Here is a 24,912-nt window from a genome sequence, read left to right as displayed (position 1 = left end):
GTCGGGTGCTGAATAGTTTCTCAACCACCTAACACATCTTAGTTGTTCTAAGGTGTCTTAGGTGGTAATAAAACTACAATCCTGCAAATTTATCCTTGTGTTCTAACCTTGTTTTTGGCAAACTTTCAGGGTAGTTATTCTGAATGAAAGTAATCATCGCTTCCCGCACATTGCAACGCAAATCAAAGGCTCTGGAAGAATTAGAGGCACTCATTAAAAATCTAATCTCAATAGAACCATCTTTATTGGTATCCGTCACCTGAACCACATTTACCCTTTTATCCCAGAGGGGATTACTAGTTAAGAGCTTGGTTAGTTCCTGGCGAAGTGGCTCAATCGGAATGGTATAATCCATATAAAGGAAAACCGTACCTAACAAATCTGCAGAAACCCTTGTCCAATTTTGGAAGGGTTTTTCAATAAAATAGGTAATAGGCAAAATAAGTCTCCGCTGATCCCAGATGCTCACCACCACGTATGTTAAGGTAATCTCTTCCACCCTTCCCCATTCGCCTTCCACAATTAACACGTCGTCAATTCTGATAGGTTGCGTAAAGGCAATTTGAAAACCAGCCAATAGATTTCCGAGAGATTTTTGAGCAGCAAAACCGATGATAATCCCGCCAATTCCCACACCGGTTAATAAACCTGCACCAATTTTACGCATGCTTTCGAAGCTTAATAAAATAATTGCTGCAGTAACGATAATAATTAATGAAACAATAAACTTCCGTACAAACTGAAGTTGCGTCCGGATCTTCCTTTCCTTTAAATTGTTTTCTTTATTAAGGTCATATTTGAGGTAGAAAAAATCCTCTAATACATTGATCAACCGAATTAAGATTAAAGAAAAGGTTATGGTTAAAGCAATTTCAAGAGCCTTTTCTATCGGAATCCTCACTTTAAGCGGCATTGCCATGAGGTCCAAAGAGAAGTTCAGTAACAATAAAGGTATGAATACAGCAACCGGCCTTTTGAGGTGCTTGATAGTAGATTTAATCAAGATAGAATCCCACCATCGGGAAAGCAGAATGAAAGTTTTGCTTAAAATAAATTTGATGATGATCCCCAATAAAATGGCGATACAAGCTATAACGATGTTTTTTAAAAATAACGGAATTGGATAACCAAAAACATGGTCGAGATACTGCATAAGAAATTTGTTGGTTAAAAGCTTGAAGTTACTCTTTTACCTAACAACAAAATTTATTGATTGTTTGACAAATCAGTCATCGTCATCAAATGCGGGAATCAGTCAGTGATAGTTATCGCATCAATTGTCATCGGGTGAATATAGGGCACGTTAATGATATTCATCCGACGACGCTTTTCTAAATCTGTGCTACAAAATCCTTTATTGCCGCTCCAGGGTTTTCAGTTTTCATAAAGTTTTCACCAATTAAAAAACCATTGAAGCCAGCGTTTTTTAATTCTTTAATTATTTTCGGATCGCTAATCGCACTTTCAGAAATTTTCAAAAACTCATCCGGTATTTTGTTTACCAAATTGAAGGAGGTTTGAATGTCGACAGTAAAATCGGCTAGATTTCGGTTATTTACACCTATCGCATCTACATTCGGACAAATGCTCCGTTCCAATTCTTCCAGATTATGAACTTCCAAAAGCACATTTAAACCTAAATTATGGGCGAATTTTCCAAAATCAATAATTTGTTGTGGTGTTAAAATTGCTGCAATAAGCAAAATAATATCTGCGCCCCAGGCTTTTGCCTCCAAAATCTGGTATTCATCAATCATGAAATCCTTTCGTAAAATCGGAATTTCATTGGCGGCTCTTGCTGCTAATAAATCATCCTTTTTACCACCAAAGAAATCCACATCAGTTAAAACAGAAAGTGCTGAGGCACCTGCCTGATTATAGGCCTGTGTAACCTCGGCCACATCAGCAACGCCATTAATTAAACCTTTCGAAGGTGAACGGCGCTTAAACTCTGCAATGATTCCCGTACGGTTTTCCGCCAGTAAAAACTCTTTAAAAGAATATGGCGTACGGTTAAAATAAACTGATTGCTCGAGATCATGAACCGAGATCAAACGTTTTGCATCAGCAATTTCTTCTTTTTTTCTTAGTACAATTTTATCTAATACAGATCCAACCCCTAAAGGCGAACTTAAATTTCTATCGTTCATATCACTATGCATAATATTTTATTATTTGCTATTTCCAACCTGCCTGTCGCCCCCAATTAGGGGCTGGGGGTTAGGCTGTCAACCAGTTTTCCATCATTTGTTTGCCATGCTCGGTTAATACACTTTCCGGGTGAAACTGTACGCCACGAACATCAAGCGTTTCATGCCTTAACGCCATAATCTCACTTTTATGATCTCTGGCAGTAATCTTTAAACAAGAAGGGAAATTTTCTTTACTCACCACCCAACTGTGGTACCGACCAACTTTGATGGTTTGCGGACATTCCCAAAATAAAGGTTCGTCTCCATCTACTACAGTAACCGGCGTTGCAATGCCGTGCATTGGTCGGCCTAAATTTAACAATGTGCCACCAAAAGCCTCTGCAATGGCTTGCTGACCTAAGCATACGCCAAAAATACTTTTTGTTGGCGCATAAGTTTTAATTACATCGAGCAACAAGCCAGCCTCTTCCGGAATTCCCGGACCCGGAGAAAGTAAGATTTTATCGTATTGCGCCACATCAGCCAGGTCGAATTTATCGTTTCTCCAAACCACAGCTTCGTAACCCACCTCATTAATTAAGTGAACTAAATTGTAAGTGAAACTATCGTAGTTATCAATTACTAAAACCGTTTTTTTATCTTTATTTTCCATTTAATTTTTCTCTGCCTCCAAAGTTTATACTCCTTACTCTAAACTAGATACCCTCTGCCATTGCAATTGCTTTACGCAAGGCCGCAATTTTATTATTCACTTCCTGCATCTCCATTTCTGGGACTGAATCTGCCACAATACCTGCACCCGCACGGTAATGCAATTCATTGTTTTTGCTCATAAAGGTTCTGATCATAATGGCATGATTAAAATCTTCATTAAAGCCCATAAAGCCTATTGCACCAGCATAAAAATTCCGACCTAGTTTTTCATTTTCATCGATCAGTTGCATGGCTTTATACTTCGGTGCTCCACTTAATGTTCCTGCCGGATAAGTATCTGCAACCACTTTAAATGCACTTACATTTTCTTGTAAATGGCCGGTAACCTTACTCACCAGGTGTATGAGGTGAGAATAATATTGAACTTCCTTGAACGATTTAACCTCCACCCGGTTGCAATGCCTGCTTAAATCATTCCGCGCTAAATCTACCAACATTACATGCTCTGCACTTTCTTTTGGATCTTGCTCCAGTTTCTTGGCTTGTGCCGCATCTTCAATATCGTTTCCTGTTCGCTTAAAAGTACCGGCAATCGGGAAGATATTGGCAGAGTTATTTTCGATAGTGATTTGTGCCTCCGGCGATGACCCAAATAATTTGAAATCACCATAATCAAAATAGAATAAATAAGGGGATGGATTTATGGAACGCAAACAGCGGTAAACATTAAATTCATCACCAGAAAAAGACTGTTTAAATGCTCTCGACGGAACAATCTGAAATACATCGCCACGATAAATATGTTTTTGCAGTTTCTCCACCAGATCCATAAAACCCTGATCGGTTAAGTTTGAACTTTCTTCTCCGCGAAGCTGAAATTTATATTCAGGATAATTCTTATTCTGAATCAGGTATTCCATCTTCTCTAAGCCACCTTCGTCTTCGCCTTCAAATGTATTTTTGAAGAGCGTAATTTCATTTTTGAAATGGTCGATGGCAATTAAATAGCGATACAAATGATATTGCATTTCGGGGATCTCTTCACCTTCCGGTGTTTCCGAAACGAATTTAATATCTTCAAAATGCTGAACGGCATTCCAGGTGAAATAACCGAATAAACCACTCGAAATAAACTTAATTTCAGGAATTTCAGTCTCTTTGAATTTGCCTTTAAAATCTGCTATTTCCTCAATTAGGTTTTTACTTTCTTTAATTTCAACCGTTCCATCAGGGAAATAAGTTTCCAGCCTGGAGCCTTTCAAAATAATGCCGGCAACCGGATCAGCACACACAAAACTCATTGAATTCTCGCGACTATGGTAATCTGAACTTTCCAGTAAAATACTATTTGGATAGACATCGCGTAAGCGCAAATAAATGCTCACCGGCGTTGTGGTATCTGCAAGCATTTTTTTGTAAGTGGTATTTATTTTATACATGATAAAGGTAAATGGTATAAGATTTAAGGCGTATGGTTTGTATTCTTGTTTTTTTCTAAAAATAAAAAAGCCCGGCGTGTGGTTCTACGCCGGGCTTTAATGGTTCTTTTAAGGTTTAGGTTGATAAACTATATTTTTCTCATACGCAGCCAGCGCAATCCGTTTTCGAATTACTTTGCCAAAGCCATGTATGTATATTGCTGATCATGAGCAGCAAAAATATAAATAAATTTGAAAAAAGGAAATTTTTATAGAAATAAGTTGGAAGGGGGGGTAACCACAAAGATCAGCAGACCAAAGAAATGAAGCCTAAACTTTCAATTTTAACCGCAAAGAATGCAAAGAAAAAAGCGCAAAGCACGCCAAGCCGGGGTTCGGAATAGAAAGTTTTATAAGTATGAAAAATGGTATTTAACTACAAAGAATACAAAGGAAAAAGCGCAAAGCACGCCAAGCCGGAGTTCGGAATAGACAATTTTATAAGTATGAAAAATGGTATTTAACCACAAAGAGCGAAAAGAAAATCCAATTCGGTTTTTCTTTTCGCTCCTATTATATGTAAAAGCTTTATGTGATGTGGCTACACCTTCATGTTCTCTGCGAAAAACTTTGCGCCCTTTGCGGTTATATATCGATTAAGAAACCCCGAAAAATGTTCTTCCCGGTACCGCCTTGGTCATCATAAAAATCGAAACAATAATGATGAGTAAAGCTAATCCGAAGAAGATAGCTATAGTGCGGTGCTTTGCAGCAGCTTCTACTATTTTTTTAGATTTGGAATTGCCAATGGTGATTAGGATAATTGCAATTAACATCATGGAGGTATGCTCTGCTTTAAAGTACCTGCCAATGGTTTCACTCATCGGTAATTTGGTTAAAGGACTCAAAAAGAAAAGCACCAAACCCAGTAAAAATTGGATGTGCGCACTAATTAAAGTAAACACATTTAATTTACGGTTGCCTTCTGTATAAGTTTTTTTGCCTAACCAGCCAGATAAAGCATTGATTACAGCTGCAACCAATAAAATTAATACGATGTAGCGCCATCCGGAGTGCGCAGATTTTAAAATACTATACATTTTTATAAAATATGTTTCCTCAAAAGTAGGCATTAATTGTAAAAAATAGGATATCCAGCAGAACGATCGCTAATTTATATTAGTTTTAAACAAAATAAACCCCTAAACTTATTATGAAGAAAATTTTACTCGCCATTGGGCTGGTATTTTCTACTACATTGATGTTTGCACAGCAAACCACCTTTCCTGTTAATGGTTCATACGATACCAGACCCGGAATGTTTGCTTTTACCAACGCCACCATTGTAGTAAGTGCCAACCAAACCCTTACAAATGCAACACTTTTAGTAAAAGGCCAAACCATACAGGCTGTTGGAGCCGGCTTATCTGTACCGAAAGGTTACGTGATCATAGATTTAAAAGGCAAATTTATTTATCCATCTTTAGTTGATGCCTTTTCAAGTTATGGTATTACAGAGGCGCCTGCACAGGCACGCGGCTTCGGCGGACAAAGACAATCCATCTTCGTTTCTACTAAAAAAGGTGCTTATGGTTGGAATGAAGCCATCAGACCAGAAACTTACGTAAAAAACATATTCACTGCAGACAGCAAAAAAGCAGATGAGTTACGTAAAGTGGGTTTCGGAAGTGTGAATGTAATTAACCGCGATGGAATTGCCCGTGGCGTATCTGCTGCAGTTACCCTAAACGAAGATGCTGATAACAGTTTAATTTTAAAAGATCAGACCGCAGCGAACTATTCTTTTAGCAAAGGTTCGTCTTCTAACGATTATCCAACCTCTTTGATGGGTTCTATTGCTTTATTACGCCAAACTTATTTTGATTCGCAATGGTACAGCAAACAAAAAGAAGAGTACAATATCTCTTTAGATGAATTTGCAAAGCAACAGACCATGCCACAATTATTTGAAGTTGATGGTTGGGCAAACGTGCTTCGCGCGGATAAAATTGGTAAGGAATTTGGCAAAAAGTTTATCATTAAATCTGGTGGTGATGAATATCAACGCATTAATGAAGTAAAAGCAACCGGCGCAAGTTTAATTATCCCTTTGGCTTTCCCTAAAGCTTACGATGTGGAAGACCCGGCGGAGGCAAGAAATGTAACCCTAACACAAATGAAGGGCTGGGAGCTGGCACCAACAAACCCGGCTGTGTTAGAAAAAGCAGGGGTTAAATTTGCATTAACGGCTTTTGGGCTGGAAAACAGCCGCGATTTCTGGACAAACATCCGCACTGCGATAGACAATGGTTTAACAGAAAAGCAAGCGCTCCTGTCTGTAACTTCTGTTCCGGCAGAACTGCTTGGCATTAGTGATAAGGTAGGTTCGCTTGAAAAAGGCAAAGTGGCTAACTTCTTAATTTCTTCTGATAATTTATTTAAGAACGGTAACATTATTTTCGAAAACTGGGTACAAGGCAAGCGCTTCATTGTTAATAAAATGGATGTGAGCGATGTTCGCGGAACTTATAATTTAAATGTTGATGGTGCTGGCGCATTAACCTTAAAAATAACCGGAACAGGTGGTGGCACTACTGCTGCGATTGAAAGAACCGGAGTTGACAGTGTTAAAACAACGGCAACTTTCACTAGAAATGGGGATTGGGTGAGCATCAATTTCAATTTAAAGAAAAATCCTAAAGGCGATGTTCGTTTAAGTGGCTACATCACTTCTGCTAATCCAATTACCATTAAAGGTGAAGCAGCTTTGGCTGATGGTACAACAGGAAGATTCACCGCTGCTTACAAAGAAGCTAATAAGGAAACGCCTAAAAAAGATGAGCCTAAACCAAGCCTGGCAAATGGTTCGGTAATTTTTCCTTTTACCGCTTTCGGTGCAGCAGAACTACCAAAACAAGAAACTGTTTTAATTAAAAATGGCACCGTTTGGACCAATGAGAAAGATGGTGTTTTGCAAAATGCTGATGTTCTTTTAGAGAACGGAAAAATCAAAGCCGTAGGTAAAAACCTTTCTGCCGGAGGCGCAAGAGTAATCGACGCGACTGGCAAACACATCACCGCCGGTATCATTGATGAGCACTCGCACATTGCTGGTAGTGGCGGTATCAACGAAGGTGCACAATCAGTTTCTGCAGAAGTTCGCATTGCAGATATTATTAATTCTGAAGATGTAAATATTTACCGCCAGTTGGCTGGTGGTGTTACTACTTCGCATATTTTACACGGCTCGGCAAATCCGGTTGGTGGGCAATCGCAACTGATTAAATTACGTTGGGGTAAATCGCCTGAAGAATTGAAATTTGCTGGTGCGGATGGTTTCATCAAATTCGCTTTGGGCGAAAACGTAAAGCAAAGTAACTTCGGTACGGGTGCACGTTTCCCGGTAACGCGGATGGGTGTAGAGCAAACTTTTGTGGATGAGTTTACCCGCGCTAAAGAATATGCAAAAGCCATTTCTGTTAAAGGAAATAATGTGCGCAGAGATCTGGAATTGGATGCCATTGTAGAGATCTTAAACAACAAACGTTTCATTACCTGTCACTCTTATGTACAAAGTGAAATCAATATGTTAATTCATGTTGCAGATAGCTTAGGATTTAAAATCAACACCTTTACCCACATTTTAGAAGGCTATAAAGTGGCTGATAAAATGAAAGCACATGGCATTGCAGGCTCTACCTTTTCCGATTGGTGGGCTTATAAAAACGAGGTGGCAGAAGCGATTCCTTACAATGGAAAAATTATGCATAATGTTGGTGTAACCACGGCTTTCAACTCTGATGACGCAGAAATGGCCCGTCACTTAAATCAGGAAGCCGGAAAATCAGTGTTATATGGCAACGTTCCGGAAGAAGATGCTTTAAAGTTTGTTACGCTTAACCCGGCAAAAATGCTTCACATTGATGATAAAGTAGGCAGTTTAAAAGCGGGCAAAGATGCAGATGTGGTGATCTGGACAGCAAATCCACTTTCTATTTATGCCAAGGCAGAGAAAACATTTGTAGACGGAATTGCGTATTGGGACATTGATAAAGACGCGCAGATTATGAAGTCTCAACAAACGGAGAAAGCACGTTTAATCCAGAAGATGCTGGAAAGCAAAAGCAAAGGTGGTAAAATGCAACGCCCGATGGGAGATGCTCCACGCTTGTACAATTGCGAAACTTTAGAAAATTATTCAGCAGAGTTAACCGAAAAAGAACATGCACACTAATATGAAAACCTATTTAATGAGTCTGGCTTTTTCGGCAACAAGCCTGATGTGTGTTGCGCAAGCAAACATTTCGCCAGCTAAAAAACAAAATAAAACCATTGCCATTACGGGTGCAACCGTGCATGTTGGCAATGGCACCATTATCGAAAACGGAACCATTGTTTTTAGCAATGGAAAAATTATGTCAGTTACGGCTAATGGTCAGGTACCACAAGATGATGTGCTGAAAATTTCTGCAACTGGTAAGCATATCTATCCGGGTTTTATTGCGGCTACGACCAATTTAGGCTTGGCAGAGACAGAATCTATCAAAGCAACTTTGGATTTTCAGGAAATTGGTGATTATAATTCACATATCCGCTCTATTGTGGCATACAATACCGACTCTAAAGTACCGGCCACTTTAAGAAGCAATGGGGTTTTAATGGCGCAGCCAACACCACAAGGCGGAGTAGTTTCCGGCAGTTCATCAGTGGTACAACTGGATGCCTGGAACTGGGAAGATGCAGCAGTAAAAACTGATGATGCCATGCACATGAGCTGGCCCGTTACACCACGCTTTAGAGGCGGTTTTGGTGGTTTCGGCAGGCCGCAGCTTTCGCCAGAAGTATTGGCAGAAAGAACGGCTAGTTCCATCAATCAGTTAACTTCTTTTTTCGCAGAAGCAAAGGCTTATTCAGAAATGGGTAAACCCGAGGTCATTAATACGCGTTTCGAGGCTATGAAAAGGGTTTTCTCAGGTGATGAAAAGCTATTTATTGCGGCCGATAGCCAGAAAGATATTTTAGCAGCCGTGAACTTCGCAAAGAAATTTGGCATCACTCCAGTAATAACAGGCGCTGATGAAGCTTACCTGATTATTGATTTCTTAAAAGAAAATAACGTTAGTTTAGTGGTAAAACAGCCGCATGCTTTACCTAATAACAACGATGATGATGTGAACATGCCATATAAAAATGCAGCAGTTTTAGCCAACGCTGGCTTAACCGTGGCATTAAGTATTGATGGCTACTGGCAACAGCGAAACCTGCCTTTTATGGCCGGAACGGTTACTGCCTGGGGTTTAGATAAAGAAAAAGCATTATCTACCATTACCTTAAACGCAGCAAAAGTAATGGGGGTTGATAAAACCACCGGAAGCATTGAAACAGGCAAAGACGCCACATTCTTTATTTCTGCTGGCGATGCTTTGGATATGAGAACCAATAAAGTAGAACAAGCTTTTATTCAAGGAAGAGATATCAACCTGGATAATTTGCATAAGCAACTGGACAAGAAGTTTAGTGATAAGTATGCTACTGAAAAGAAGTAACTAGACATAATTTTACAGAAACGGCCAATATTAATTTATTGGCCGTTTTTTGTTTAAATCATTTAATCTATCGGTGTGGTGTCTCACCAACCGATAAATAATGTTTTTCCCGCAGATTTCGGAGATTCCCACAGAAGCAAGTAGCAAAATCAGCGAGATCTGCGTATTCAGCGGAAAAAGCTTTGCACGGTGTCTAACCAACAGAAATATTTAATATTGGTTACTGATTGGCGAGCTACCTTATAAATTAATAATTATGTACCACCTAAGACACCTTAGTTGTTCTAAGGTGTCTTAGGTGGTACATAAAACTATTTAAACATCCCTTTCAGTTTCGCTAACTTCTCCTGCAAATCCCCATCAGCATCTTTTTTAGTTTGTTGTTGCGGTTTTGCTGAATAATTTTTAGCTCCCTGCTCTTTACTCCTTGCTCCTTGCTCCTTATTCCTTGCTCCTTGTTCTTTACTCCTTGCTCCCTGCTCTTTATTCCTTGCTCCTTGCTCCTTAATCTTTGCTCCTTGCTCTTTACTCCTTGCTCTTTCCGGCTTTGAACTATTTTCTGTTTTCATAGACAGCGAGATCCGTTTACGCGCAGCATCTACTTCCATTACAGTAACTTCTACTTTCTGATGAACTTTAACCACATCATTCGCATTGGCTACAAAACGGTTTGCCAGCTGACTGGTGTGAACCAAACCATCCTGATGAACACCGATATCTACAAAGGCACCAAAGTTGGTAATGTTGGTTACAATTCCAGGAAGTTTCATGCCAATTCTAAGGTCTGAAATTTCGTTTACCCCATCTGTAAAACTAAAAGCCTCAAATTGCTCACGCGGATCGCGACCAGGTTTGGCCAGTTCTTTCAAAATATCGTTTAAAGTAGGCAGTCCGATTTCATCCGTTACATATTGCTGGGGCTTAATTTGCTTTTGTAACTCAGAATCCTTCATTAAAGCTGAAACGGTTGTGCCTAAATCTTTCGCCATGCGATCAACAACGGCATAACGTTCAGGGTGTACACCACTCGTATCCAATACGTTTTCGGCATTGCGAATGCGCAGGAAACCAGCAGCCTGTTCAAAAGCTTTATCGCCTAAACGCGGAACCTTTTTCAGGCTCGCCCGGTTTTTGAAAGCACCATTCGTGTTTCTATAATCTACAATATTTTGCGCAAGTGTTGGTCCTAAACCAGAAACATAAGCTAGAATTTCTTTGGAAGCCGTATTTAATTCTACGCCCACAGCATTTACCGCACTAATTACAGTATCATCCAGGCTGGCTTGTAATTTATTTTGATCCACATCGTGTTGATATTGTCCAACACCGATGGATTTCGGATCAATTTTTACCAATTCGGCCAATGGATCCATTAAACGGCGACCAATCGAAACTGCACCACGAACGGTAATATCCTGTGTGGGGAACTCCGCCCTGGCTACATCAGAAGCCGAATAAATGGATGCACCACTTTCATTTACCATTACAATGGTAACGTCTGGTAAATTTAAGCCACGAACAAAAGATTCCGTTTCTCTACCTGCGGTTCCGTTGCCAATGGCAATCGCCTCTACCTGATGTTTTTCGCAAAGTTGCTGAATGGTCGCTGCGGCATTTTTTACATTGCCTTGTCCGGTATGTGGATAGATGGCTGTATTCTCCAACAGCTGACCTTGTTTATCCAGACAAACTACCTTGCAGCCTGTACGGAAACCAGGATCAATGGCCAATACATTTTTTTGTCCCATTGGTGCTGCCAATAACAATTGACGGGCATTTTCTGCAAAAACCTTAATAGCTTCTTCATCAGCTTTTTGCTTGGTTAATACCCGAAGTTCAGTTTCCATTGCTGGCTCCAATAATCTTTTATAACCATCTTCTAAAGCTTGCTGAACTTGTTTTGCAGCAGCATTTTTTGCAATAATAAATTGGTTTTCTAAAATGGCAACCGCATCTTCAGCAGGTGGTAAGGCATCTAACCTTAATATTAACTCCTTCTCGCCTCTACGCATAGCCAGAACACGGTGTGATGCCGCTGTTTTAACAGGTTCGTTCCACTCGAAATAATCTTTATACTTTATGCCTTCCTCTTCTTTTCCTTTAATTACTTCTGTTTTGAATACGGCTTTCTCTTGGAAGTAAGTACGCATCTTTGTTCTTACTTCTGCGTTTTCAGATATCATTTCTGCAATGATATCTCTTGCGCCAGCCAAAGCTTCTTCCAGGGTATTTACACCTTTTTCGGCATCTATCAGTTTCGCTGCTTCAGCATTCAGATTAAAATTTTTCTGATCAAAAATTTGTAAGGCCAGAGGCTCTAAACCTTTTTCTCTGGCTACAGATGCCCGGGTTTTGCGTTTTGGTTTATAAGGAAGATAGATGTCTTCTAAATGTGAAATAGTTGCCGCATCGTTAATTTGCTTTTCCAGCTCAGGCGTTAATTTGCCTAAGTCAGTCATCGATTTTAAGATCGCTTCGCGGCGTTTATCTAAATCGCGTAATTGTAAAACTCTATCGCGGATAGCAGCTACTTCAACCTCATCCAAACTACCGGTTAATTCTTTCCGGTAACGGGAAATGAAGGGCACTGTTGCACCTTCATCTAATAAGCTTACGGTGGCCGTAACCTGTTTTTCTGCAATTTTTAATTCTGCAGCAATGATTTTATGATGAGCTAACATATTCTTTTTTAAAATTTCGAGGGAGCAAAGCTAATCAGGATTTGTGGGATTAAAGCCTTTTTGAAATCAAGTTTTCCACCAAAAAATGTGGGGAAAATTTTTAGGAAATAATAGTTAAAGTAGCTTTGATAAATTTTTCTAATGCGCTATAGACAGTGGCCAAAGCTTTAAAAACAAAAGCCCATGTTAAAAATAACACGGGCTCGGATATCCTGATACATTTCTATTAATACAACAAAAATATTGTTGGTTTTTTATGAAGATCAATTTCTTCTTTTCGCCAGTTGTAAACACTTTGGGTTTTGATGTATTCATCTTCGCCTGTTAAATTACTGGCCACACAAATCTGCGTGTTTGGCTTACAGCTTTTCAACACTTCTTCAAAAAGCTGATTATTGCGAAAAGGCGTTTCGATGAAGATTTGTGTTTGTTTATAGCGACTTGCCGATAAATCTAAATCCTTAATCCGTTTAGTGCGTTGCTCTTTATCAATAGGTAAATAACCCCAGAAAGCAAAACTTTGTCCATTAAAGCCAGACGCCATTAAAGCCAGTAAAATTGAGCTCGGCCCAACCAATGGTACCACTTTAATCCCACGTTTGTGGGCTTCTGCAACAATATCTGCACCTGGATCTGCAATACCCGGACAACCTGCTTCACTCATTAAGCCTACATCTTTCCCCGCAGCAAGTTCCACAAAAAACTGACCTAAATCGGTGCGGTTATGTTTTCCATAATCGTGAACGATCAAATCTTTTTGAGCAGTTTTCAAACCCGCTTCTTTTAAAAACCGACGAGCTGTTTTGCTATTTTCTACAATATAGGTATCAATTTGGTTGATGGTATCAACCAGGTAGGGAGTATAAGTTTTATGTGCTGCTTCTTCTGCCAGAGGAACAGGAATAAGATATAAGGTGCCGTTTTGCATAGTGCAAAAATAGTTACAATAAATAGGATTTAAGTTTTAAAATTCACTGCGTTAACGGTATAATCTTTTTTACAGGGATTGGTGTAGCAAATTTTATTTCAAAATGCCTTTTTTTTAGCACAATTAATAATTGCTTAAACGTTAAATAAGAGTTAAATATGGCCTGGGAAGCTATATTTTAAGGAAAACTAAAAAACTATGCAAGCATATTAAACCTTAAAGTTTTTTGGTTCTCTAATTGATACACACAAATTAGGTTATTAAATAAACACACAAATGAAAACACTGAAAAAATCGGCGATTGTGCTGGGGCTTTTCACGCTCCTCGCCGGAACCACCACCTTAGTCAGGGCACAAGACTATCAAAACGATTACCAGGATGATGGTTACAGCACTGGCAACGTTTCCTTGCAAACATTTTATGATGAACTAACACCTTATGGCACCTGGATTCAGGATCCACAATATGGTTATGTTTGGCGTCCGGATGTAGATCAAAATGAATTTCGGCCTTATTATACCAATGGACGATGGGCCATGACAGAATATGGTAATACCTGGGTTTCTAATTATGATTGGGGCTGGGCACCTTTCCACTATGGCCGTTGGGTAATTAACAGCTACCGCCAATGGATATGGTTGCCAGATACCAACTGGGGCCCTGCCTGGGTAGATTGGAGAAGCGGTGATGGTTATTATGGCTGGGCACCAATGGCACCGAGCATTAATATTAACTTAAGTTTCGGTCGCCGCTATTCGGTACCTGAATTTTGCTGGAACTTTATTCCACAACGTAATATCTATATCAATACTTTTCCAATATATGATTACGGAAGAAACAATGTTTACATCCGTAATACGACAATCATAAACAATACTTATGTTTATAACAGAAGAAATTATTATGGTGGTCCAAGAGTGGAAGACATTAGACGTGCAACCAACCGTAATGTAACGGTATATCGTTTTGATCAGAGCAGTAGACCAGGAGCCAGCAGAATTGGCGGTAGAGAGGTATCTATTTACAGACCAAGGCCAGAGCGTAATGCAGCAGTAAGCAATCGCAGTGCGGCACCAAGAAAATTTGAACAAGGTAATGTAGGAATTAGTCGTGGTGGAAGAAATGATAATAACGTGAGCCGTGATCAGCGCGGAAACAACAACGAGCAACGGAGCAATAATGATAACCGTTTTGGATCAAGAAATGATAACCGCAATGGTCAGCCAAACCGTGGGACTGATGCTGGTGCAGGCAGAGATAATAATCTGCCTAATAGCAGGGGTGAGGCTTATGACAGGAATTCAAATGGTAGAATTAGTCGCGGGAGTACCAATGGTATTGATCAAAGAAATGCACAGGAAAATATAAACAGGGGTCAGGATCAGCAGCGATCGGAGCAGATTCGTCAACAGAGAAGTCAACAAGACCGGATGAGTCAGGATCAGCAACGGGCGCAACGAGATGTTCAGATGCAACAGCAAAGAGGGCAGGTTGATCAACAACGTGCGCAACAGATGGAGCAGCAAAGGGCACAACGTAATGAGCAAATGCAGCAACAGCGTTCGCAACAGTCACAAGCTCAGCAACAGGAAAGAGCACAACGAGATGCACAAGTACAACAGCAGCGTTCTCAACAAATGGAGCAGCAAAGAGCACAGCGTAATGAGCAAATGCAGCAACAACGTTCGCAGCAAGCACAGGCTCAACAACAGGAAAGAGCTCAACGCGATGCACAAGCGCAACAACAACGTTCTCAACAAATGGAACAACAAAGGTCGCAGCGCAACGAGCAAATGCAACAAAGACAAGAGCAGAGACGAACTGAATCTGCCCCGCCACAGCAGAGAGGAAGTAGTGGTGGCGAAGGCGGGGGAAGACCATCAAGGGGTGGAAGAGGATAAATTGGAAAGTCCCAGTGAAAGCCGGGACTTTTTTGTATTTACTGCCCGGCTGCCTGATGCAGGTTACTTAAGTCTGTTCCTTTAAAAGTGGTTTCGGCATTTGGATACCGGTTCTCAGGATCTAATAAAAAAGTCTCTAAGCCCAATTCCTGGCCATATTTGATTTCTGATTCCGCATCATCGCCGATAATTAAGATTTCATCTTTATTTAACTGGTATTGATCAATTAGTTTCTGAAAGGCGTCTTTTTTATTAGAAATAGTTACATCAACTACATAAACTTCTTCGAAGTCATCAGCAATACCAAGCATTTTAACTTTCGAAGTTTGTTGTTTGTAAAACCCTGCCGTAACGATAAATTTTCGTCCTTTTAGTGCTTTTATTAGATGATAATCATCCGAGGGCTTCAGCGGTTTGGTAACTTCACGCGTATTCAGGTATTTGATAATATTTTCCATTGCCTCTTTTCTGAAGCCATACTTTTCAGCAACCTTTTGGAAAGGGGTACGCAACATTTCGTTTTTCGCGGCCTGAAGCTGATTTGTGGAAATTCCCAAATCCTGCTCATCTAAAAACTGGTATAACCCACTCATTAGTTGTTCTTCGTTGGGTTTTGTAAAGTATATGGTATTATCTAAATCAATAAAAAATATTTGCTTCATTGTGGATTGGTTTTTGTAAGATAAAAAAAATAAAACACCTTATGGTGAAATATGTTTAACTAGATAAATAACTAAGACCATGAAAAAAGAGACAAAACTTATAGTAGGCGTATTAGCCGGAGCAGCATTAGGTGCAACTATCGCATTAGCATTATCTTCAGATTCTTCTAACGATATTAAAGGTAAATTATCAGATTTCTTTGCAGATCTATTAGATGCCTCAAAAGATAAATTTGCTGGATTGGCAGATAAAGCATCTGGCGTAGCCGATAAGGTAAAAGATAAAATTTCAGAAGTGAAAGGTTAAAAGAAATAAAAATGCCGGATATTTCCGGCATTTTTATTTCTTTGTATTTCCTAACCATATCTAAATGAAGATTGCTTTTCACGGTGCAGCCCGTACCGTTACAGGTAGCAAGCACCTGATTACGCTAAAAAATAATACCCAGATATTATTAGATTGTGGCCTCTTCCAGGGAATGGGGCATGTAACTGATAAACTCAACGACTATTTTGGTTTCGATGCCAAAAAAGTAACCTACCTCATCCTTTCTCACGCACATATAGATCATTGTGGATTACTTCCAAAATTAGTTGCTGATGGCTTTAATGGGAAGATTTTCTGTACAGCTGCCACCATGGATTTAGGAAGAATTTTGATGATGGATTCTGCAAAAATTCAGATGCAGGATGCTGACTTTTCTAACCGACATTTGCGCGAAGGCGAAGAAATGGAGGAAGCGCTCTATACTGATGAGGATGTGACGAAAACTTTGAGTTTGATGAAGATTGTGGCGTATGAAGAGGATTTCAAAATCGATGAAAATATCAGTTTAAAGTTTACAGATGCAGGCCATATTTTAGGAAGCGCTGCCGTTCACCTAACAATTAATGAAGAGGGGAAAACTTCACGTATCACTTTCTCTGGCGACGTAGGACGATATGGTGATTTGCTGTTGAAGAGTCCGCAGCAATTTGATCAGGCCGACTATATTTTAATGGAATCTACCTATGGCGATTCGTTGCACAAAGACCTGGATCCGATAGAAGATATGCTGCTGGAAATTATCAAAAATACTTGCGAAGTTAAAAAAGGGAAGGTAATTATTCCTGCTTTTGCCGTTGGCAGAACGCAAGAGTTACTTTATGCTTTGAATGGCTTGGAACTAAAAGGAAAGTTGCCCGATGTTCCATATTATGTGGATAGTCCGCTGTCTTCTAAAGCGACTGAAATTTTAAGGAGCCATCCGGAAGTTTACAATAATGGCGTAAAAGAGATTTTGAAGGTAGATCATGATGTTTTCGGCTTTAAAGGGCTCCGGTTTATCGAAAGTGTTGAAGAATCTAAAGCACTAAATCAAGATCCTCGCCCTTGTGTAATTATTTCTGCATCAGGCATGGCCGATGCCGGAAGGGTGAAGCACCATATTCGCAACAATATCGGCAACATAAAAAATACCGTTTTAATGGTGGGTTATTGTGAACCTAACTCACTCGGCGGACAATTAATTGCGGGTAAAAAGGTTGTCGAAATCTTTAGGGATGAATATAATGTGAAAGCGGAAATTCAGTCGATTAAATCAATGAGTGCCCATGGCGATTATGATGATTTGTTGAAGTTCCTTTCCTGTCAGGATCCCGCACAAGTTAAACAGTTGTTTCTGGTACATGGAGAATATGAAGTTCAGCAGAGTTTCGCTACGCGATTAAAGAATCACGGTTTTAAACATGTGGCTATACCAGCGTACCATCAGGAGTTTGAGATTTAAATCGTCTAGTACCTTCGGGTTGACCTTCGGCTTGATTACCTTCGGGTTGATTACACGGATGGATGGATTACACAGATTTGGAGGTTTGTTTGATGGTCGTCTAGTACCTTCGGGTTAATTACACTGATGGATTGATTACACAGATTTGAAGGTTTGTTAGTCGTGTATTGCCTTCGGCTTGATTACACCGATGGATTGATCACACAGATTTAGAAGTTCGTTTGTTTGTCGTCTAGTGCCTTCGGGTTGATTACACTGATGGATTGATTACACAGATTTGGAGGTTTGTATGTTGGTCGTCTAGTGCCTTCGGGTTGATTACACCGATGGATTGATTACACAGATTTGGCGGTTTGTTTGTTGATCGTCTAGTGCCTTCGGGTTGATTACACTGATGGGATTGATTACACAGATTAGGTTTGTATGTTGGTCGTCTAGTGCCTTCGGGTTGATTACACCGATGGATTGATTACACAGATTTGAAGGTTTTTCTATTGGTCGTCTAGTACTTTCGGGTTGATTACATCGATGGATTGATTACACAGATTTGGAGGTTTGTTGGTCGTCTAGTACTTTCGGGTTGATTACATCGATGGATGGGTTACACAGATTTGGCGGTTTTTAGTTAGTCGTCTATTGCCTTCGGGTTGATTACACTGATGGATGGATTACACAGATTTAGAAGTTCGTTTGTTTGTCGTCCGTCTAGTGCCTTCGGGTTGATTGCACCGATGGATTGATTACACCGATTTGAAGGTTTTTAGTTGGTCTTCTAGTACCTACGGGTTGATTACACCGATGAATGGGTTACACAGATTTGGAGGTTTTTAGTTGGTCTTCCATTACCTTCGGGTTGATTACACCGATGGGATTGATTACACAGATTTGGAGGATTACTTGCTATTCGTTTTAGTTTAGGCCTTTAATCTTTCCGCTGTGGTCTTTACTCCTTGCTCCTTATTCTTTGCTCTTTAATCTTTCCGCTTTAGTCTTTACTCCTTGCTCCTTATTCTTTACTCTTTATTCCTTGCTCCTTATTCTTTGCTCCCTAATCTTTCCGCTTTAGTCTTTATTCTTTGCTCTTTATTCCTTGCTCCTTATTCCTTGCTCTTTGCTCTTTCTGCTTTCTTTCTATCTTTGCAACATGGATGTTTTTGGCAAAGCCCTTACTGATCTTTACGAAACCGGCGAAGCCGATACACTTTGGCTTCACAATTCTTATGGCGAACCAGAAGAAATGCCTTTAGAATTTTTCTTTCGTGATGATGAAGACATGCCGGTTTTAGAACTTCAGGCGTTGCATATGTGTGAAGGAAAGGTCTTGGATATCGGCGCGGGCGTTGGGAGTCATGCTTTACTTTTGCAAGCGTTTAATATTGATGTTACCGCTATTGATATTTCAGAAGCCGGGGTTAAAATTATGAAAGACCGGGGCGTAAAAAAAGCCCTGCTGCAGGATGTTTTTACTTTCAACGAGAAGTTTGATACCATTTTGATGTTGATGAATGGCATTGGATTGACAGGGACATTATCCGGATTTAAAGACTTCCTGATTAAAATAAAAGAATTACTTCTTCCTGGTGGACAGGTAATTTTCGATTCTTCTGATATCGCTTACTTATATGAAGACATGCCGAAACCATTAAATCAATACTATGGTGAGGTTTCTTATCAATATGAATATAAAGGCGAAAAAGGCAATTGGTTCAATTGGGTGTATGTTGACGAAGAAACCATTAAAGCAATCGCAGTGGAGACAGGCTGGGATTGTGAAATGATTTTTGATGATGGCGAAGACCAGTATCTGGTTAAGCTAACTTTAGCATAAATTCGCCATTGTGGAGCACGAAGCAATCTCATTTGCCAAAAAGATTGCTTCGTGCCTCGCAACGATCTGGTAAATTTAGAAATTAAACATGGTTTGCCTTCCGCCAACTTTTTGTCCGAAGTTTTGGATGTTATAAGTCAGTGTTAACATTCCATATCTACCTAAATTATTACTTTGCGAATCTACAATACTGTTTCCGGTAATTTGAATATTGCGGCGCACATTGCTTTGCAAAATATCATTTACAGAGAATTTCAATTGTGCCCTGTCGTTCTTCAAAAATAAATAGGTAACAGCTGCATTCCAAAATTTAATATTATTGTTATAACCTGCAATTTGCTGGCTATTGATGGTAAGGGCATAGGTGGTTTCAAAAACAACTTTTTTAGGATACCTGATAATCAGTTCTGAAGAACTATTATGTGTGTTGTACCTTAGGTTGGTATAAAAGCTATCATCATAATGGCTGCGGTTTAAATTTACCGAATAGGTCTGGTTAATTTCTACAACATCATTAAAGTTAACCTTCAAGTTTCCATTTGGTCCGATATAATAAACATCAGCGTTGCTTCGGATATTATTAACAATCACTGGAAAATGATCAAAATTTACCCAGAAGCCCAGCCCAGCCTTCAAGGTTGTTTTATTGATTTTGAAATCTTTAGATCCGTTCGCCCCACCGTAAAAATTATAAATGCCACTTGCATTGATTGGCGTAACTACCTGAACACCATTGTTTATTGTCGTAGTATTGATGATGCCGTTTTTGGTAAAGTTTCCATAGCCATATAAATTGTAATTGATCAGGCTTTTAGGGTCGTACTTATACATGTTCAACCTCAGGCTTTGCATTCTGGCAGGAACGAGATTAGGATTTCCATTTCTAATGTATAAGGCGTTGGTGTTATCGGCAACTGGCTGCAGGTAATTTACATTAGGTTCTGTAAATTGTGCTGAATAATTTATAGTAAGAATTTTGTATTTAATTGTTAATGTTGGCCACACGAAATTGAATCGCTGATCAATATTATTGCCTATGGTGAAACGATTGTTTAGCGAAATGTAGTTCTGCACGAAGCCGGGTTGCACGTATAAATCTTTATTAATTTTATAGCGCAGACTAACGTTTGCGTTGGTTTTAAACCCGGTTTGCTTTACAGTTTGTGTAAGATTTGGTATAGCGATATCATACAACTGGTTGGCAGGGTTTCTGTAAAAAGTTCCCAGCGCATTTTCATTGTTGATCAGGTTACCACTTAAATCGATCTTAAAACTGAGATCCTTTGTTATTGGTTCAGTGAAATTGGTGTAAATATAAGTCTTCAGATTTTCAATGGAATTGTTCCTTAACTGATCTATTTCATTGCTCGATGGTGTTAAAAAGAATCTGCTGTTGCTGCGGTTATAGGTTACAATTGGATTTGGATTATAAGATGCATCAATGCCGAGATTAAATGATCTGCCTGCTTTTTCGAAATCTTTTGTATAATCTGCAATTAACTGATAGGTATTGTTTGAAGAATTTCTATCGTTCAGGTTTTGCAGGGTATTGATTAGCTGTCCGTTTGCATTATTATTTGTTGATGATAGGGTACTTACTGCATTATTCGAGCTTAAAATTATCGCGGGCTCAATGGTCAATTGCGTTAACGAATCAATCTGCCAATCGATTTTTCCTCTGATGTTATGTTTTAATGTTACGGCACTTGTGTTTTCGTTTGCATTCGTAATTAAACGGTCGGAACCTAAAATTTGGTTGGTATTGGTGAGGCGCTCCAATAGGTTGTCAGATTTTCCGAAGAAATATTGAGCGTTTAATTTAAGGCCTTTTTTAGTCATGGTATTAAAGTTAAAACCACCGCCAGAAGAAGTTTGCACACCACTATAACTCCCTCCGAAACTAATGCCGTTAAACTCGAAATAACCACCAGAAGTCATCATCATCGAATTTACGCCACTGCGGTTAAAGCCACCAATCCGTTGTACGTCGTTCGGATTAAAACCAGGTTGGTTAATATTGTTGCCATAGGCCAGTATACTCACTTGTGTGGTATCCCTAAAAAAGTTCATCAATCCGCCAGCCTGATAGAGATTTTTAATACCAGTGCCGGCATACAATTTCCCAAAGGCTCCCTTCTTAATTGCCTTTTTCAATTTTAAGTTAATAATTTGTGGGATGTCTGCTGCTGCCAGATCGGGGTCCCGCCTTTTGGCCTGTTTATCATCAACTACCTGAACCTTATCTATAATATTTGCAGGCAGATTTTTAGTAGCAATTTGCTGATCGCCACCGAAAAACTCTTTTCCATCAACCAGAATTTTACTTACCGTTTTGCCATTTACCAGGATGGAACCATCTGCCGCAATTTGAACACCTGGTAACTTTTTTAACAGATCTTCTACTACTGCTGAGGGTAAGGTTTTAAAAGATTCAGCATTAAATTCGATGGTATCCTTGCGGACGATCACAGGCGGTCGCTCTGCCGTGATTACGATTTCATTCAAATCGTTAGATTTTGTAGATAGATAAAGCGTTCCCAAATCTATTGTTGGTTTTTCCTGAGTTAATGTTACATCCTTCCTAAACGTACCGTATTGCCAGGCGGTAATGATCAGGCGATATTTAAGGCCGATTGCCAGGTTGTTGATTTTAAAAGCTCCCTTATCATCAGAAAGTTTGTAAGTGCTGAGCACGCTGTCACCAGCTTTGTAGACCGAAACGGTAGCATAATTTAGCGTGGTTTTGTGGTTCGCGCTATCGGCCAAAATTCCAGTAATGCTTCCATTTTTTTGAGCAAGGAGGTTAAGAAATGCAAAGCAAAGCGTAACAGAGAGTAAGAGTTTCTTCATATACCAACTAAGTTATTTGTATCGGTTATTCAGTTTTTGAAAATGTGATGAATGCTGCATTTTATGTGATGTATGATCTGAGTATGGTTTAAACTTAGAGACGCAAAACACAGAAAACGTTGCACTAACAAAACAACTAAATATTTAGTTAAGGTAGTGTTGAAAATTGAAATTTGCAAGAAACTTCGTGAAATATTGCTTTTATTACGAATCAGCTTTTGGTTTCGTTGATTCGAAGATGAAAAAAAGCCTGGGAAAGGAAGAATTAATTATTCCAACGGCTTAAGACATCACCAGAAATTTGATAGTTATAAATTATAAATGAAGCTCAGATTTTGAGGTATTTATTCTATGGAATGATATTTACTGCATCATTTCTTTATTGAAAGTGACGATCAGTTTAAACAAATCTTTATACTCGGCGAGGGGTAGGGTTTCTGGTCTGTCGAATACATCATGATAGGCTGTAGGACCTCCCTGAGTGTAAATAAAAAAAGCCGGAACACCTTTCTCTGTAAAAAAGTAATGATCGCTATTTGCTGCTTTACCGCGTGGATTGATTTTTGAAATTAACCTTTGTTGGTCATTAATTTTATTTAATAGTGAAAATGCTTTTGGGTAAAGACTTGCATTTACAACAGTCATTCCGCTTTCCCCCGTTCCCACCAAGTCTAGGTTAATGAGGAATTTAATTTTACTTAAAGGGATCAAAGGGTTTTCAACGAAATACCTGGAGCCGATTAATCCGGCCTCTTCACCAGCGAAACAAATGAAGCCAATGGAATAGGGTTGTGGATTGGATTTGTAGTATTTCGCCAGGCTTAACAAAGTAGCTACGCCTGCAGCATTATCATTGGCGCCTGGGAAATAGGTAGCTGTCCCCATCCCACCCAGATGATCATAATGGGCAGTAATCACCAATAATGAATCTGGATATTTGGTGCCTTTTACAAAACCGCAAACATTTGAGGCCTGGAAATTTTCGATAAACTTATTTTCTAAATCGACTTTTATTTGCTTCGGGATACTTGTAAAATTTTTACGGTTAATTTCAATCGTTGTTTCACTTGAAACTTCTGTTGCAACAGACCAGGTAAGCTTATCTTTCAACTCCACTTTTAGATTTGGGTTGACTACAAAATGTGTACTATCTATTTTCTGTAAACTTCCAGTTTTCATAGTGGATGGACTGGCATTGCCGATGATAAAATCTTTTCCCGGTCGAAGCGATTTTCCGTTTATTTCAACCAGCATTTTACCTGGAAACGTATTAACAGGAAAAGAAAAACTCTGTTTAAAATCATTACCCATAGGCGATAATCCAATTTTTTTATATTCAGCAGATAAAAAATCAGCCGCTTTTTTCATTCCATCTTTAGTGTAGCCTCGTCCCCACATGGCAGATGAACTCAGCGTATTTACTGTTTTGCGTACATATAAAGAATCCTGGGCAAAACAAGTTGCCGATAAAAGTAATAATAACAGGATAGCGATTTTTTTCATATTAAGTATCTGCTGCAAAGCTTTAATGATCGGATGAATACCTAGCAAATTAGCTAAATTCATCCGATCCTTAAAAAACTATTTTGCCAGATAAGGCTGCAGTGCCGCTTTAACTTTTTCTTTATTTTGGGCAGAAGTCCATTTATCTTTAATGGATTGATCACCTAAAGCGAACAGCGTTTCGTAAAGTAATTTATCTTTTACTTTCGTTTGTACTTTAAAATCAGCTGGTGTAGCTTTAGCTAAGTCAGCCCAAACCTCACGTACATCTGCCCAGTAATTTTTCTGTGTATCCCACCATTTCTGCGCGTATTCAAATTTCTTCGGATCTATTTTTGTAAATTCTTCATAGCCCTTTTCTACAGCCAATAACTGATCGCCTTGTGGCGTACGAAGTATTTTTTTGTTGTCTTGCTCAAACATCCAACCATCTTTTGTAATGGTAATTCTGCTACCCCGGTTTAAAACATTATAATCTTTGCGAACGGTAGATTCCCTTCTTGGGAGTGGGGAATCGGTTTCACTCGACCAGGCATCATGACCACCAACATGGCTCCAGGTTCCGTAACCCTGATACCGTGGACTATCATCTACCTGGTAAACTTTTTGTGTCCATTTTCCTTTTACTTCGGCAGGAGTTAAGGTTTTTTTCTTCCAGGCATTGTCTTGCGTGTAAAGCATAATGTCGGGATCTTCATAAGTCCAATCCTGGCGCCAGTGTTTAATTACAGTAGAATCATTGATGGCTAACATGTGTTGGATTACGATTCGTTTAGGTTCATCAACAATAATTTCCGCCCACTCATTTCCATGGCTACGGTAAGGCTTACTGAACTGATAAGTTGGATTTGGTGACGTTACCTCGCCATAATTAAAGGTCACTTTATAAAAGCCAGCTAAAGATTTAATCGCTTTGCGATCTTGCTCCAAATTATCCTGGGCATGTACGTTGACGGTTAATAATGCTATGAGCACAAAGAAAAGGTTCAAGGTTTTCATTTTATATATTTAGGTTTAA

Annotated in this window: 18 protein-coding genes; 7 read left to right on the top strand and 11 right to left on the bottom strand. The window is 39.3% G+C overall.

Annotation, left to right across the window (positions count from 1 at the left end):
- Nucleotides 1-73: 73 nt before the first annotated feature.
- From SOM16_RS02445 to SOM16_RS02430, 4 genes are all read right to left on the bottom strand, one after another.
- Nucleotides 74-1,153, bottom strand: a complete 1,080-nt coding sequence (locus SOM16_RS02445) for a mechanosensitive ion channel family protein (RefSeq protein ID WP_320462396.1) — start codon at nt 1,151-1,153, stop codon at nt 74-76.
- Nucleotides 1,154-1,331: 178 nt separating this feature from the next.
- Nucleotides 1,332-2,150: an indole-3-glycerol phosphate synthase TrpC gene (trpC, locus tag SOM16_RS02440; RefSeq protein WP_320462395.1), complete on the bottom strand. Its 819-nt coding sequence runs from the start codon at nt 2,148-2,150 to the stop codon at nt 1,332-1,334.
- Nucleotides 2,151-2,220: 70 nt separating this feature from the next.
- A complete protein-coding gene (locus SOM16_RS02435) occupies nt 2,221-2,805 on the bottom strand; it encodes an aminodeoxychorismate/anthranilate synthase component II (protein WP_320462394.1) in 585 nt (194 codons plus the stop codon).
- Between the two features lie 43 nt (nt 2,806-2,848).
- On the bottom strand, nt 2,849-4,246 hold the full coding sequence (locus SOM16_RS02430; RefSeq protein ID WP_320462393.1) for an anthranilate synthase component I family protein: 1,398 nt from the start codon (nt 4,244-4,246) through the stop codon (nt 2,849-2,851).
- 336 nt (nt 4,247-4,582) lie between these two features.
- Here SOM16_RS02430 and SOM16_RS02425 point away from each other — a divergent pair, with 336 nt between their 5' ends.
- Nucleotides 4,583-4,717: a hypothetical protein gene (locus SOM16_RS02425; protein ID WP_320462392.1), complete on the top strand. Its 135-nt coding sequence runs from the start codon at nt 4,583-4,585 to the stop codon at nt 4,715-4,717.
- A gap of 164 nt (nt 4,718-4,881) precedes the next feature.
- On the opposite strand, the gene SOM16_RS02420 is transcribed toward SOM16_RS02425, so the two are convergent.
- Entirely contained in the window at nt 4,882-5,325 is a 444-nt protein-coding gene (locus SOM16_RS02420) for a cytochrome B (RefSeq protein WP_320462391.1), read from the bottom strand.
- Between the two features lie 113 nt (nt 5,326-5,438).
- Here SOM16_RS02420 and SOM16_RS02415 point away from each other — a divergent pair, with 113 nt between their 5' ends.
- Together SOM16_RS02415 and SOM16_RS02410 are read left to right on the top strand one after the other, a co-directional pair.
- On the top strand, nt 5,439-8,459 hold the full coding sequence (locus SOM16_RS02415; RefSeq protein ID WP_320462390.1) for an amidohydrolase family protein: 3,021 nt from the start codon (nt 5,439-5,441) through the stop codon (nt 8,457-8,459).
- Between the two features lies 1 nt (nt 8,460).
- On the top strand, nt 8,461-9,771 hold the full coding sequence (locus tag SOM16_RS02410) for an amidohydrolase family protein (RefSeq protein ID WP_320462389.1): 1,311 nt from the start codon (nt 8,461-8,463) through the stop codon (nt 9,769-9,771).
- 311 nt (nt 9,772-10,082) lie between these two features.
- Here SOM16_RS02410 and SOM16_RS02405 read toward each other — a convergent pair whose 3' ends face one another.
- Complete coding sequence (locus SOM16_RS02405) at nt 10,083-12,452, bottom strand: Tex family protein (protein WP_320462388.1); 2,370 nt, start codon at nt 12,450-12,452, stop codon at nt 10,083-10,085.
- A 226-nt stretch (nt 12,453-12,678) separates the two neighbouring features.
- On the bottom strand, nt 12,679-13,380 hold the full coding sequence (locus tag SOM16_RS02400; RefSeq protein ID WP_320462387.1) for an SAM-dependent methyltransferase: 702 nt from the start codon (nt 13,378-13,380) through the stop codon (nt 12,679-12,681).
- Nucleotides 13,381-13,656: 276 nt separating this feature from the next.
- Between SOM16_RS02400 and SOM16_RS02395 the strand changes: the two genes are divergently transcribed.
- On the top strand, nt 13,657-15,282 hold the full coding sequence (locus SOM16_RS02395) for a DUF6600 domain-containing protein (protein ID WP_320462386.1): 1,626 nt from the start codon (nt 13,657-13,659) through the stop codon (nt 15,280-15,282).
- Between the two features lie 38 nt (nt 15,283-15,320).
- Here SOM16_RS02395 and SOM16_RS02390 read toward each other — a convergent pair whose 3' ends face one another.
- On the bottom strand, nt 15,321-15,944 hold the full coding sequence (locus SOM16_RS02390) for an HAD family hydrolase (protein WP_320462385.1): 624 nt from the start codon (nt 15,942-15,944) through the stop codon (nt 15,321-15,323).
- Between the two features lie 79 nt (nt 15,945-16,023).
- On the opposite strand from SOM16_RS02390, the gene SOM16_RS02385 reads away from it, so the two are divergent.
- The 3 genes from SOM16_RS02385 (at nt 16,024) to SOM16_RS02375 (ending at nt 19,541) form a co-directional block, all read left to right on the top strand.
- Nucleotides 16,024-16,251 (top strand): YtxH domain-containing protein, encoded by a 228-nt coding sequence (locus tag SOM16_RS02385; RefSeq protein ID WP_154281418.1) that lies wholly within the window; start codon nt 16,024-16,026, stop codon nt 16,249-16,251.
- A gap of 64 nt (nt 16,252-16,315) precedes the next feature.
- A complete protein-coding gene (locus SOM16_RS02380; RefSeq protein WP_320462384.1) occupies nt 16,316-17,713 on the top strand; it encodes an MBL fold metallo-hydrolase in 1,398 nt (465 codons plus the stop codon).
- Nucleotides 17,714-18,857: 1,144 nt separating this feature from the next.
- Nucleotides 18,858-19,541 carry a class I SAM-dependent methyltransferase gene (locus SOM16_RS02375; RefSeq protein WP_320462383.1) on the top strand — a complete coding sequence of 228 codons (684 nt, stop codon included), beginning with the start codon at nt 18,858-18,860 and terminating at the stop codon, nt 19,539-19,541.
- 75 nt (nt 19,542-19,616) lie between these two features.
- Here the strand turns inward: SOM16_RS02375 and SOM16_RS02370 are convergent, their stop codons facing one another.
- The 3 genes from SOM16_RS02370 to SOM16_RS02360 form a co-directional block, all read right to left on the bottom strand.
- The gene (locus SOM16_RS02370; protein WP_320462382.1) at nt 19,617-22,391 is read right to left on the bottom strand and encodes an outer membrane beta-barrel protein; all 2,775 of its coding nucleotides are present in this window, start codon (nt 22,389-22,391) and stop codon (nt 19,617-19,619) included.
- Between the two features lie 363 nt (nt 22,392-22,754).
- Nucleotides 22,755-23,894: a M28 family metallopeptidase gene (locus tag SOM16_RS02365; RefSeq protein WP_320462381.1), complete on the bottom strand. Its 1,140-nt coding sequence runs from the start codon at nt 23,892-23,894 to the stop codon at nt 22,755-22,757.
- A 78-nt stretch (nt 23,895-23,972) separates the two neighbouring features.
- A complete protein-coding gene (locus SOM16_RS02360; protein ID WP_320462380.1) occupies nt 23,973-24,893 on the bottom strand; it encodes a DUF6607 family protein in 921 nt (306 codons plus the stop codon).
- Nucleotides 24,894-24,912: the final 19 nt, after the last annotated feature.

This window comes from Pedobacter sp. CFBP9032, assembly GCF_034045265.1.
Taxonomy (GTDB): Bacteria; Bacteroidota; Bacteroidia; order Sphingobacteriales; family Sphingobacteriaceae; genus Pedobacter.
The sequence above is the reverse complement of the archived record's forward strand: the minus strand, read 5'-3'. Positions and strand labels throughout refer to the sequence as shown.